The sequence below is a fragment of the Erysipelothrix tonsillarum DSM 14972 genome, from assembly GCF_000373785.1.
GTDB lineage: Bacteria > Bacillota_I > Bacilli_A > Erysipelotrichales > Erysipelotrichaceae > Erysipelothrix > Erysipelothrix tonsillarum.
Map to the genome: position 1 here is coordinate 170,664 of NZ_KB892380.1, position 13,207 is coordinate 183,870.

The window sequence follows — 13,207 nt, forward strand, 5'->3', positions numbered from 1 at the left end:
GACTTGGAATTATTTAGTACCAAAGATACGATCGCCCGCGTCACCAAGACCTGGAACAATATATCCATCTTCATTAAGTTTTTCATCTAATGCCGCTAAGAAAATATCAACATCTGGATGTGTTTTTTTAATCAATTCAACACCTTCTGGTGCCCCAACAAGACAAACAAGTTTAATTGTTTTAGCGCCATGTCGTTTAACAATTTCAATCGCTGCATCAGCGCTACCGCCGGTTGCAAGCATTGGGTCTAAAACTAAAACTTCAGATTCCGCTAAGTTTTCAGGGAATTTTGCGAAGTATTCGTGAGGCATCAATGTTTCTTCATCACGATACACACCAACATGTCCTACTTTTGCTGTTGGAATGAGATTTTGAATCCCATCGACCATTCCTAATCCAGCACGTAAGATTGGAACTAATACAACATCGCGTTTCATCTCAAATGTTTCGTATTCACCGCAAGGTGTGTGAATAGTAACAGGGTCTAATTTAAGGTCACGTGTAATTTCGTAAGCCATAAGACCTGCTATTTCATCTAAATTTTGACGGAAGTCCTTCGTTTTTGTGGACTCCATTCTCATTTGTGTTAACTTATGAGTAATTAATGGGTGGTTTAATACTGTAATCATACTCGTTCTCCTCTCACCGGGTATTGGCGTGTAAGCGCCTTTACCTCATTACCAATTTTGGTCAAGATTTCATCGTTTTCATAATGCGTAAGCGCCTCATGAATCCAGTGAGCAATCTTTATAAACTCATCTTCTTTAAATCCTCGACTTGTCATAGCCGGTGACCCAAGACGGATTCCACTTGTAACTGCTGGTCTCTCAGCATCAAATGGAATTGCATTTTTATTAATCGTAATGCCTACTTTATCTAGAATTTTTTCTGCATGTGCGCCAGTCATTCCAATACTGTTTTTCACATCTACTAAAATCAAGTGGTTATCTGTTCCACCACTGACAAGACGATAGCCCAAGTTAGAAAATGTTTCGGCGAGCACATTCGCATTTTTAATAACTTGTTGTTGATACTCAATAAAACTTGGTTGTAATGCTTCATAAAAACATACAGCTTTACCGGCAATGACGTGCATCAATGGCCCGCCTTGCATCCCAGGAAAGACCGAACGATCTAATTTCCGCGCGAATTTTTCTTTGCAAAGAATCGCACCGCCACGTGGTCCACGCAATGTTTTATGTGTGGTTGTTGTCACAAAATCAGCATAAGGAACGGGACTTTGATGGAGGCCTGTCGCAACAAGACCGGCAATATGAGCCATATCAACCATGAGATATGCACCCACTTCATCCGCAATTTCCTTAAAACGTTTGAAATCAATTTCCCGGGAATAAGCACTGGCACCGGCAACAATTAACTTCGGTTGAACTTCTAAAGCGCGTTTTAAAACAAAATCATAATCAATCATTTCAGTGTGTTTATCAACACCATAACCAAAGAATGTATAATTGATTCCAGAAAAGTTTAACTGATGACCATGTGTTAAATGTCCTCCGGAATTTAAATCCATCCCTAAAACAACATCACCATGTTCCAAGACAGTCATATACACAGCCATGTTTGCTTGAGAACCACTGTGTGGTTGCACATTCGCATGCTCTGCGCCATAGATTTCTTTTAAACGATCAATGGCTAAATTTTCAATGACATCAACATTCTCACAGCCGCCATAATAGCGTTTTCCGGGATAACCTTCAGCATACTTATTCGTTAGAATGCTTCCAGTTACTTCCAATACTTGATCTGAAACATAATTTTCGGATGCAATTAACTCAATATGATCAAGTTGTCGTTGTTCTTCTAATTCAATTGCGTCAAATACGAGTGTATCTCTCATTCACGGCCCTCCTTGGTCTCAATGTCAGAAATCTTACAAATTCTACGACCATGGCGTGCATCTTCACTGTATGGTGTATTAATCCATGTTTTAAGGATTTCCACATTCGTTTCATATGGTGTTGTTCGCCCACCAAGCGCTAACATATTTGAATCATTATGTTCTCGTGTTAATTGTGCTACTTCGGTGCTTGTAACTAAAGCACAGCGAATGCCGCGAACTTTATTCGCAACAATTGAAACACCAACACCGGTTCCACATACAACAACACCCCGATCAAACTCACCATCCGCTACCGCTTTTGCGGCAGGATATGCGAAATCGGGATAATCGATTGATTCTTCAGAATATACCCCAAAATCTTTAACTTCATGACCCATTTCTTCTAAGACTACGCGAAGCCCTTCTTTCGTTGTATAACCTCCGTGGTCAGCTGCAATTGCGATTTTCATAAATTCGCCTCCTTATTTATCTCTTCTAATGTAATAACACCTTGTCGTAAGCACTTAATTACGTCACCTGTAATATCAAACACACTCGACGAAATCCCTCCGACACATTCCCCTAAAACAACGCCTTCAATACGACCATCCAATTGTTCTATGACCATATCGGATGATGTTGCTGTATCAAACCCTGAACGGTTTGCAGAGGGAAGCCATATCGGATGGCCAACTTTATTAATAATATCTTGAACCCATTTATCATCGGCCATACGAATTCCAATCGTTCGTTGGTCCCCTAAGAACGGGAAGACACCATCTTTAATATTAAAAATAAAGGTTACTGCCCCGGGCATAAATGTATTCATTAAATGACGATCTCGGTCTGTTAACTCCGCTACACTTTCAATTTGGTCAAGCGATCCCACCATCAGTGGAAACGGTTTGTTTTCTGGACGCTCTTTGGCATCTTTTAGCTTTTGATACAACGATCCTTCTGCACTGTTTGCAGCTAAACCGTATACAGTATCTGTCATAATTGCGACAAGCCCACCCTCTTGAATCATTTTCGCAATGTCATCACTTTGATTTTTATTAAATCGTTTTGTATCCATATTGTTCCCTCAACTCTCTATTTCTATTTTATCACACACATCCCCAAAAAAAAGATACTAATCTTCGAGATTAATACCTTTGTAGACAAAGACCATACGATCAAGGCCATTGATGTCTTGGCGAAGCACTACCTCAGCGTCACTAAAAAATTCTTGTGCTAATGAGACAACAGCTTCTCCAATATCAAAACCAATTTCAAAAGCCATCACTGCTTTGTCATTTAAAACAAGATGTGCCTTCTCAAATACTTTGCGGTAGAAAAACAAACCATCCTCACCACCAAATAAGGCGACGTGAGGCTCGTTGTTTAAAACCGAAGTTTGAATATGTTCTGTATTTTTAATATAAGGGGGATTGCAAGCGAGAATATCCAGTTTAATATTCTCCGCGATAAGCGGTTCAAGCATATCACCTTGCATAAATACTACATCTGCCTCGTTGTAATCTGCATTACGACGAGCCACTTCCAATGCTTCTTCACTAATATCTGAAGCATAAACTTTTAACCCTAATTCTTTTGCTAAAGCAATACCAATGGCACCACTTCCGCAAGCCACATCCGCAACAACGGGTGCATCAAAATAAGTATCAATATCGGATAAGAGATGACCGACGAGTTCTTCTGTTTCAGCTCGCGGAATCAGAACACCCTCATTCACAAAGAGTTTATATCCATAGAACCATTCATAGCCCAATACATAACCAAGCGGTTCATCTGTTGTTAATTGCTCAATTTTATTTCGATATTCGTCAATGAAAGAAGCTTCAACATCTTCATTATAAATCACAAACATATCTAAATCTTTTTCTCTTAAGAGTTCAAGCATTAAAACACGAGCGAAGCCCGTATAGATATTTGCTTTGTCGAGAATCTCTGTTCCCTCATTAACTAAATCTTTATAAGTCATTAAGCACCTTGTTCAAGGATTTCTTTTTGTTCTTGCTCAAGCAGAGCATTCACAATTTCATCCAGCTTACCTTCCATAATAATATCTAATTTTTGTAATGTTAATCCAATACGGTGATCACTCACACGGTTTTGTGGATAGTTATAAGTACGAATTTTTTCAGAACGGTCTCCGGTACCAACTTTTGATTGTCGTTCCCCATGACGTTCTGCTTGAATACGGCGTTGATGTTCTTCATAAACACGAGCACGAATTAAACGCATCGCTTTGTCTTTATTATCATGTTGTGAACGTCCATCTTGACACTTCACCGCAATCCCTGTAGGTTTGTGAACAATACGAACCGCTGAGTCCGTTTTATTAACATGTTGTCCACCCGCACCCGAAGAACGCATTGTATCGATTTCCAAATCGTTAGGATCAATATCAATTTCCTCTTCCTCAACATCCGCAAGTACAAGTACCGTTGCGGTTGAAGTATGAATACGACCTTGTGTTTCAGTCTTTGGTACACGTTGTACTCGATGGGCACCCGATTCAAATTTAAAATGGCGGTAAGGTTCAGCACCTTTAACCACGAAAGAAATCAGCGAATAACCCCCAGCTTCAGCATCCATTGCTTCGATGACTTCATATTTATAGCCAAGACTTTCTGCGTAACGAGTATACATACGGTATAAATCCCCCGCAAAAATATTTCCCTCGTCGCCCCCTGCAGCACCACGAATTTCCACAATCGCATCAAACGAATCTGATGGATCTTTCGGTACAAGCAGTACTTCAAGTTCTTTAATTATTTGTTCCATTTTTTCAGAATATTCTGCTGATTCCATGGTTGCAAGTTCTTGCAACTCAGGCTCATCAACAGCAAGCATTTCTTGTGCTTGCGTAAAAAAATCTTCTGCTTCTAAAAATTGTCGATATGCATGCAGTACCTGTTGCATAGCGGATTGTTCTTTTCCAAGTTTTGCCATCATTTTACGATCCGATAATACATCCGTCGACATCATCATTTCTGTGATTTCTTCGTCACGGGCTTGGATCTTTTCAAGACGGTCTCTCATTGTCTTTTCCATCATTATTTATCACCTTTGCTATATCCATTAATTTGAGGTTTATCCAAAACAATATGGTCATGTCGGCATCGTGCTTCATAGGACTCACTCGCTCCAATCATGACAACGGGATCATTATATGACGCCGGTTTTCCATTGACTAAACGTTGTGTCCGTGTCGCAGGTGCGCCACATTCTGTACAAACTGCCGTCAGTTTTGTAACAAACTCTGCAGTAGTCATTAATTTAGGAATTACGCCAAAGGGTTCTCCACGAAAGTCCATATCAAGACCTGCTACCATTACACGTTTGCCTTTTAAAGCAAGATGGTCACAAACCTTTACGATTTCATCATCAAAGAATTGAACTTCATCAATTGCAACAACATCCGTTTCATTTGTAACGTATTTTAAAATGTCTGTTGCTTTATCAATTACAACACTTTGCACGCTTGTTCCCGCATGCGAAACGACCTTACTATCACTGTAGCGATTATCTACAGCTGGCTTAAAAACGATTATGTTTTTGTGTGCAAATTTTAAAACATTAATACGACGGATTAATTCTTCAGTCTTACCAGCAAACATGCATCCAGTAATGACTTCGATATAACCCTCTTGATATTGATGATACATCATATTCTTTCACCTCATCATTATTATTCTATCGTATTTTAACAAAATTAATACACAAAGTCCTAAAAATAACACTATATTTTTATATTTCATAATTTACTCATAAAAAAGAGCGCTGTCGCCAACACTCTTTTTCATTGTTTATAAGGTTGAACCTTATTTTATACCATATTTCTTGTTAAACTTGTCGATACGTCCAGCTGCGTTAGCAAAACGTTGTTTACCTGTATAGAAAGGATGGCAGTTTGAGCAAGTATCTACACGTAGATCTGTTGCTGTTGAACCAACTTCAATTTCAGTATTACAAGATGAACAAACAATTTTAGTTTGATGGTATTCTGGATGAATTCCTTTTTTCATATGTACATGTCTCCTTCCGCCTAAAGTTTTTTCACTTTAGATAAGTGCTAAGTAATAATATCATATCCAATAGTAAAGCGCAATAATTATTCCTTATACGTTTGCATAAAATAAATAGGCTTATCTGAAGGACTTTATTACACTTTTAAAAAAATCGTATTGTAAAACAAACATTCCATTTCAAACTCACACACAACTCTATCCACTGAACCCTTTTACACTACAAATAATTTTCTAATTATGCGTGCTTTTTTCCGTCAAATGTATTGTAATTGAACGTGAGCGTTCTGCATCCGCGAACTTAAAAGCCATACCTTACACATCATCCTTTGATACAAAGCCTTCAATAATAATGCCAGCAAGAAGTCCAAAACCTGGCCCTACCGTAAGCGTATAGACAAGGGGGATGTTAAAGATTAGATTGAGTAAAATCGCCAAAGTGGTTCCAAACATGAGCCCGAAAGGCACTCCATATCCTGTTTTTTTATGTTTCATTATTTCTCCTTATTGGTAATATATAAAGCATTTCCCCTGTGCATCTTCAATTAGTTTCATCGGAATACTCTTATAAAATGCTATGGTTTTAGGGCTATTATCCGTAATTAAGACTGTTTGGCGAACATGTTTGTACAACGACATAAGGGTTAATAACAACGTTTTCCCAATACCTTCACGCTGTCTTGCGCTAAGAACCAAAATATCTTGAATGTAAAGAATACTCGCATCATCGCCAACCGCACGGATTAATCCAATTAATTGATCACCCTCCCATGCCGTTATCGTACATAAAGAGTTTTTTACTGCGCTCATGAGTCTCTCAGGATCATTTGTATAGGCATACCATCCAGCATCACTGTAAAGCTTCAAGACATCATTTAATTCAAGTTCAATATCCCGTTTATATGTAATCATGCTTCGCACCTCCAATTCTTAGTTCTATTGTATGCTTTAAGTCTCTTTTACACAACTTTAATCGCGCGCCCTTTAAAGAGCTTTATTCTTTTACTGAATTATTGTTTAGTCTTTGAATATTATTTCATTTACGATACGCTCATGCTATTATATTTGTATCAAGTCATTGTGGAGGGTCCCATGAATCAAAACGAATTAGCAAATCAAGTTCTTATTAATGAGATTAAAACGTTACTCACTGCTTTGAGTCAATATCTCGGCGAAAGTTGTGAAATTGTCTTACACAGTCTTCAAGATTATACCAACTCTGTGATTTTTATTGCGAATGGACATCATACCGGTCGTAAAGTTGGTGCTCCAATTACTGATTATGCATTAGATATCCTTAAACAAATCGAATCTGAGGAAGATGACAATCCCAACAGCCGCAGTAAGCAATATTTTACACGTAATACAAACCAACAATGTTTAAAATCAAGTACTACCGTCATCAAAGGCATCGAAGGAGAGCCCATTGCTCTTGTATGCTTCAATTGGAATTTAAATGATCCTTTTCATAAAGTTATGGCATCGTTTATTCCTGAATCATTTGGTGAAACAGATGCAACCGAAACTTTTGCGGAGACGGTTGATGATTTAATGGTTAATGTGACTCAAAAAGTCATTCAAGAAGTGGATGCCGATGAAACGATTAGTTTCAATCAGCGTAATAAAACAATTATCCAACGTTTGTATGAACGCGGTATTTTTGAACTCAAAGATGCTCCAATTCGTGTTGCGGAATCTTTAAAAATTTCACGTAATACGGTTTATTTGCATTTGCGGAATCTAGAAGAAAAATAAAAAACAATCCATTCTCACGGATTGTTTTTTATTTTTCGTTTTCGGATAACTTCCTGATACTTCAGTATAAGATCCACAGATCCTACCCCCACAAGCAACAACAGTGCTACACAGTATGCCAATTCTAACTTGTGTGTAACCCATAGCAACACGGTCCCTAATAAAAGAAACATAAGAAAAACAAATAAGAACCGTATTTCTTTCTCAAGATCACGCAGTTCTAAGTCCGCTAATTTATGTTTATCATACTTAACGATCCCAAAACCTGCCATGATAATTGCAATATACAAAAGATATGTGGTGATAAAGTAAAAGTCGCCTTTCACCGAAACCAATAACCATCCAATGCCGATTGCGATAATTATAAAAATCGGAGCATATAATCGTAAAGCTTCTTTGATTTTTTTCATCAAATCACCCACCTAGTAATTATATACTACCATATTTTCTTATCGAATATGTGCGATAACTTCGATTTCAATCTCAGCATCCATCGGTAATTTCCCTACTTGAAAGGCACTCCGTGCCGGAAGTACTTCATTAAAATAGCGTGCATAGATTTCATTGACCTGAGCAAAATAATCTAGATTTTTTAAAAATACCGTTGTTTTAATAACGTGATTCAAATCTGAATTGCCTGCTTCTAAAACTGCTGATAAGTTTTTAAATATTTGCACTGTCTGGGCTTCAATCCCTGTTTCTAGTTGGCCGGTCTCAGGATTAATTCCTAATTGACCTGATGTGAAAATAAGTGTTCCGATTTGATTTGCTTGCACATAAGGTCCAATCGCCTTGGGTGCATCTTCTGTATGAATTTTTTTAATCATTGTATAGCTCCTTTTCTTCCCATGATGAAATAAAACGGTACCGCTATAATAAGCCCTCCTAAGCCCCATACAATTTGCGTCATACTTGCTTGGAATAAGAGCCAAACACTAATAACAACCGCTACAATTGGGACGACTGGACCAAAGGGTATTTGAAATGACCGCACTTCATCTTTTTTGGTTTTTCTAAAAATTAAGATTGATAAACATGTAGGAACGTATTGCGCAAAACGTGAAACGACACTGATGGCGGCAAGTGTTGTGAAGCTTCCGGATAAAGCAATTGGAATTGCAAGCGCAACAGAGATGATAATCGCCATATAGGGAGTATCACGTTTACTGCGTTTTCCCACAAAGGCAGGAACGAGACCATCATCCGCTAAGGCAACGCCACTTCGTGGTGTAATGAAAGATGATGCAATATTAATGCCACCAATTGAAATCAAGGTTCCCGCAGCAACTAATGCACCACCCGCTGGACCTAAAATGCGTTCTAAGGCAGTTTGGATTGGTGTTGTGATTGTTGCAAGTTCTGGACCCAAAATCCCGATGGATACGGTTTGGATCATGATGTAAAAGAAGGACACAATCAACATAACAATGATAATGGCTTTCGGTAAATTCTTTTGTGGATTATCCATATCTTCCGCCGCTACCGCAATCGATTCAAATCCCGTAAACGCATAGAACAGCAGTAATGCTGCTTCTCCAAATGATCCCGATTGGTAAGCGCCATTTGGAAATAAAGGAACAAAGTTCGCTGGTTGGATAAAGAAGATACCCACCGCAATAAAAATAACGAGCGGTACGAGCTTTGAAATCGTCACAATATTGTTTAAAACTTTCGAAATATTAACGCCCAAAATATTGACAATACCAAGACCGACAAGAATACATACTACAATAGTATTTTTAACCATCGTTTCTTGAGCCGCAGGGATAATTTGTCCAAGTGCCGTCGCAAACGCAACCGCCATCGTTGCCCACGCAATAATACTAATAGCCCATTTAATAAACCCAACTTCAAAACCTATGAAATCGCCAAAGGCTTCTTTAGCATAAACGTAAGGCCCTCCATTTTTCTTAAACAATGAAGATGCTTCCGCAAAGCAAAGTGCAACACAAATAACTAATAACATATCAAATATGATTACAAAAATACTTGCTGTTCCAATCAAACTCATTGCTTTATTTGGCAGTAAGAAGATCCCTGATCCTATAATCGCATTAATTCCTAAAAGAATAATGCTTCCAAGTCCTAATTTCTTTTTCATAATTTCCCCTCAAATTTTCTTATGCTTGTTCTACGAGTTCATTAAAGATGGCTTGCATGCCATCGTTTGTTTGACTCATCATTTCCGGATGCCATTGAACCCCCATCATCCAAGGACCGTTGATAGCTTGAAATGCTTCCACAACTCCATCGGGTGATATTGCTGTAGCAATCAAATTGGTGCCCAATTTGTCAACGATTTGATGATGAAAGGAGTTAACCATAATCTCAGTCTGGTTAAAAATCCCATACAAGATTGAGTCTTTTTGAATCGTTACATGATGGGTCCCAAGATCTGGTCGTTGATTTTGTGCGTGTTTAATCGTTACACCTGCTTTAAGTGATAAATCCTGCACTAAACTTCCCCCGCAATTGACGTTGATCATCTGAAATCCTCGACAAATACCCAGTATCGGTATTTGTTTTTCAGTCGCATATTTTATTAATCTCAAATCAAACACATCTCTTTCCGGCCATACTTCTCCAATTTTTTGGTGTGGTTCTTGACCGTAGTTATGCGGAAAAACATCATGTCCACCTGATAGAATCAGACCATCACAACTCTCGATTTGTTCCTTAATTACCATTTCTGATTCGTTAAATGGAATGATGAACGGAATTGCCCCGGCTCGGATCACCGATTGAATATAATCATTATTTACATACGAGCGTTCAAACATTGGGTGCATTCCTTGTTCAAAAATAATACTTCCAGAAATCCCAATAATCTTTTTGGTTTTCATTTTAGTCCTCCACATGCGCTAAGGCATTTTCTATATCATTGATTAAATCGTCTATATCCTCAATCCCCACGGATAAACGTAAAAGCCCACACGTTATTCCATGTGTAATGCGATCTTCTTCGGACATGCATGCGTGTGACATTGTACATGGATAAGATAGAATTGATTCTACACCACCTAAACTCACTGCGACAAGTGGTATTCTTAAATTTTCAACAAATTGTTTTACTTGGGGACGTCCTTTAAGTTTGAATGATAAGACCGATCCCCCAGTATGACTTTCTTTCATATGGATTGCATGTCCCGGATGGGTTTTAAGTCCGGGATAGAACACTGTTTCAACTTTAGGGTGAGCATTAAGGTATTCCGCAATTTTTTGAGCGTTCGCATTACTACGTTCCATACGAATACCTAATGTCTTAATCCCTCTTAAAACCAACCAGCTTTCTTCAATTCCTAAAACACTGCCAAAAGTACATTGATGCTGTCTCAAGCGCTTCGCAAGATCTTCATGATTCGTTACAACCATTCCTGCTACAACATCACTATGACCATTAAGAAACTTGGTAGCACTGTGAATTACAAGGTCGGCACCGAGTTTAAAAGAATCTTGGTACAAGGGTGATGTGAACGTATTGTCGATTGCGACGCATATATTATGGTTCCTAGCAAGGTTACACATCGCTTCGATATCAGTAACGCAAAGTAATGGGTTCGAAGGTGTTTCAAGATACAAAAGTCGTGTATTGTCTTGAATTGCCTTTTCACATGCACAGCAATCTTGCATATCGACAAATGTATGTTCAATGCCATAATTTGGAAGAATTTCAGTTATTAGCTGATATGCACCACCATAGATATCATTTGGAGCAATGAGATGGTCCCCACTTTTAAGCATCAACAGTACAGACGAAATTGCAGCCATTCCTGAAGCATAAGAGATACAAAATGCGCCGTCTTCTAAGCATGCGACCGCTTCTTCCAACGATCGTTGAGTTGGGTTACCGAAACGGCTATAAGTATAAGTTTGCTTCTCAAACATATTGTCCTGGTGAAACGTTGAGGCTTGATACTTCGGGATTGATGACGCCCCCGTATGTTCATCAATCATATTATAACCGTGAAGTACCTTTGTATTAGTTTTCATAGTTTATCTCCTCCGCAAAGAATAAAATTTATTTCATCAGATGTTTTATTATTCATCAAATGAAATATATTTCATTACAATTAAATTATCATAGGGAATTTTCTCAGTCAAGCATATTCTACTAAAATATATTTTATTTCATGTGACAAATAGGTGAGTATTCACAAAATCAGTAAAACGCTTACATTATGTAAAGTATATCACTCCTTTAACCACAAATAAAAAAACAGAACTTATTTAAGCTCTGTTTTTGTTTGTTTTCGCTTCATTATAAAATAGAATGGTACTGCACACAGTAAACCACCTAATCCCCACAATAATTGCTCCTTGGTTGCTTGCGATAATAACCATAGACTAATTCCAATAGCAAAGATTGGAATTACGGGTCCAAAAGGAATTTTAAAATCAAATTCAGTGGGTTGATTTCGCTTACGGAATACAAGCACGGATAGACATGTTGGAATGTACTGTGCAAACCGAGAAACAACACTGATAGCAGCCAGCTTTTCGAAACTACCCGACAGCGCAATCGGAATGGCAATTCCAACCGAGATCAAGATTGCAACCGTTGGCGTATTACGTTTGCTTCGTTTACTTACTATCGAAGGAAGCAAACCATCATCTGCGAGTGCAACACCACAACGTGGCGTTACAAAAGAATTAGCTATATTAATTCCACCAATTGAGATTAACGTTCCTGCCGCAACTAACGCGGAACCAAATGGCCCCATAATCATTCCCATCGCGGTTTGAATCGGTGCAGGAATATGAGCTAGCTTTGGTCCTAGAATTCCAATTGAAACCAACTGAATTAAGAAATAAAAACACGAAATGATAATCATAACGATAATGGTCGCTTTAGGAAGATCACGTTGAGGATTTTCCATATCTTCTGCGGCAACCGCAATATTTTCAAACCCGGTAAATGCATAGAACAACAAGAGTGCCGTTGCTCCAAATGTTCCCGGTGTATAAGTACCACCAGGAAATAGCGGGTTGAAATTTTCAGGCTTAATAAAGAAAATACCAATTGCAATAAATAACGTTAAGGGAACTAATTTCGATACAGTGACAACATTATTCAAAATTTTAGAAAGATTCACACCAATAATATTGACGATTCCCAATCCAGCTAGCACAGCTACAACAATTAGGTTCTGTATTTGAGGATCTTGCGCTGCCGGTATAATTTGTCCAAGTGCGGTTGCAAAAGCAACCGCCATCGTCGCCCAAGCGATAATACAAATCGCCCATTTAATAAATCCTACTTCAAATCCGATAAACTCACCAAAAGCCTCTTTTGCATAAACATAGGGACCACCATTTTTCTTAAAATAAGTCGCCGCTTCCGCAAAACATAAGGCAATACTCATCACTACAATCATATTAAAGATAATAACCCCTAAACTTGCAGTTCCTGTAAGGGCCATCGCTTTGTTTGGTAACAAAAAGATACCAGATCCGATAATTGCATTAATTCCAAGTAATACAATGCTTAAAAACCCTAGTTTTTTTTTCATACCCACCATCCTAACTGAAAAAGATAAATTATACTTATAATAAACGAATTCAGCTTAAATGGGTATT

The 13,207-nt window shown here is 38.2% G+C and carries 17 protein-coding genes; 1 reads left to right on the plus strand and 16 read right to left on the minus strand.

The window, feature by feature from the left end:
- Positions 1-9: 9 nt before the first annotated feature.
- The 10 genes from upp to B096_RS0108525 all read right to left on the minus strand — a co-directional run bounded on the left by upp (position 10) and on the right by B096_RS0108525 (position 6,787).
- Positions 10-630: a uracil phosphoribosyltransferase gene (gene upp, locus B096_RS0108480; RefSeq protein WP_018580302.1), complete on the minus strand. Its 621-nt coding sequence runs from the start codon at positions 628-630 to the stop codon at positions 10-12.
- Positions 627-1,859, minus strand: coding sequence for a serine hydroxymethyltransferase (gene glyA, locus B096_RS0108485; RefSeq protein WP_018580303.1), 1,233 nt, complete (start codon positions 1,857-1,859; stop codon positions 627-629). Before glyA ends, upp begins: the two co-directional genes overlap by 4 nt.
- On the minus strand, positions 1,856-2,311 hold the full coding sequence (gene rpiB, locus B096_RS0108490) for a ribose 5-phosphate isomerase B (RefSeq protein WP_018580304.1): 456 nt from the start codon (positions 2,309-2,311) through the stop codon (positions 1,856-1,858). Before rpiB ends, glyA begins: the two co-directional genes overlap by 4 nt.
- Complete coding sequence (locus B096_RS0108495) at positions 2,308-2,916, minus strand: L-threonylcarbamoyladenylate synthase (protein ID WP_018580305.1); 609 nt, start codon at positions 2,914-2,916, stop codon at positions 2,308-2,310. The genes rpiB and B096_RS0108495 overlap by 4 nt, the downstream gene beginning before the upstream one ends.
- Positions 2,917-2,973: 57 nt before the next feature.
- Positions 2,974-3,825, minus strand: coding sequence for a peptide chain release factor N(5)-glutamine methyltransferase (gene prmC / locus B096_RS0108500; RefSeq protein ID WP_018580306.1), 852 nt, complete (start codon positions 3,823-3,825; stop codon positions 2,974-2,976).
- The gene (prfA, locus tag B096_RS0108505; protein ID WP_018580307.1) at positions 3,825-4,904 is read right to left on the minus strand and encodes a peptide chain release factor 1; all 1,080 of its coding nucleotides are present in this window, start codon (positions 4,902-4,904) and stop codon (positions 3,825-3,827) included. The genes prmC and prfA overlap by 1 nt, the downstream gene beginning before the upstream one ends.
- A complete protein-coding gene (locus B096_RS0108510; protein WP_026254171.1) occupies positions 4,904-5,515 on the minus strand; it encodes a thymidine kinase in 612 nt (203 codons plus the stop codon). Before B096_RS0108510 ends, prfA begins: the two co-directional genes overlap by 1 nt.
- Before the next feature lie 156 nt (positions 5,516-5,671).
- Positions 5,672-5,875: a 50S ribosomal protein L31 gene (gene rpmE / locus B096_RS0108515; protein ID WP_018580309.1), complete on the minus strand. Its 204-nt coding sequence runs from the start codon at positions 5,873-5,875 to the stop codon at positions 5,672-5,674.
- A 315-nt stretch (positions 5,876-6,190) separates the two neighbouring features.
- On the minus strand, positions 6,191-6,370 hold the full coding sequence (locus tag B096_RS0108520; RefSeq protein WP_018580310.1) for a hypothetical protein: 180 nt from the start codon (positions 6,368-6,370) through the stop codon (positions 6,191-6,193).
- A 9-nt stretch (positions 6,371-6,379) separates the two neighbouring features.
- A complete protein-coding gene (locus B096_RS0108525; protein ID WP_018580311.1) occupies positions 6,380-6,787 on the minus strand; it encodes a GNAT family N-acetyltransferase in 408 nt (135 codons plus the stop codon).
- Positions 6,788-6,967: 180 nt separating this feature from the next.
- Here B096_RS0108525 and B096_RS0108530 point away from each other — a divergent pair, with 180 nt between their 5' ends.
- Positions 6,968-7,630: a helix-turn-helix transcriptional regulator gene (locus B096_RS0108530; RefSeq protein ID WP_018580312.1), complete on the plus strand. Its 663-nt coding sequence runs from the start codon at positions 6,968-6,970 to the stop codon at positions 7,628-7,630.
- Between the two features lie 14 nt (positions 7,631-7,644).
- Here B096_RS0108530 and B096_RS0108535 read toward each other — a convergent pair whose 3' ends face one another.
- The 6 genes from B096_RS0108535 to B096_RS0108560 form a co-directional block, all read right to left on the minus strand.
- Positions 7,645-8,040, minus strand: a complete 396-nt coding sequence (locus B096_RS0108535; protein WP_018580313.1) for a hypothetical protein — start codon at positions 8,038-8,040, stop codon at positions 7,645-7,647.
- Between the two features lie 39 nt (positions 8,041-8,079).
- Positions 8,080-8,457: a RidA family protein gene (locus tag B096_RS0108540; RefSeq protein WP_018580314.1), complete on the minus strand. Its 378-nt coding sequence runs from the start codon at positions 8,455-8,457 to the stop codon at positions 8,080-8,082.
- Positions 8,454-9,731 (minus strand): APC family permease, encoded by a 1,278-nt coding sequence (locus tag B096_RS0108545; RefSeq protein WP_018580315.1) that lies wholly within the window; start codon positions 9,729-9,731, stop codon positions 8,454-8,456. Before B096_RS0108545 ends, B096_RS0108540 begins: the two co-directional genes overlap by 4 nt.
- 19 nt (positions 9,732-9,750) lie before the next feature.
- Positions 9,751-10,473, minus strand: a complete 723-nt coding sequence (locus B096_RS0108550; protein WP_018580316.1) for a gamma-glutamyl-gamma-aminobutyrate hydrolase family protein — start codon at positions 10,471-10,473, stop codon at positions 9,751-9,753.
- 1 nt (position 10,474) lies between these two features.
- Positions 10,475-11,620, minus strand: coding sequence for a trans-sulfuration enzyme family protein (locus B096_RS0108555; RefSeq protein WP_018580317.1), 1,146 nt, complete (start codon positions 11,618-11,620; stop codon positions 10,475-10,477).
- Between the two features lie 233 nt (positions 11,621-11,853).
- A complete protein-coding gene (locus B096_RS0108560; RefSeq protein ID WP_018580318.1) occupies positions 11,854-13,140 on the minus strand; it encodes an APC family permease in 1,287 nt (428 codons plus the stop codon).
- Positions 13,141-13,207 lie beyond the last annotated feature (67 nt).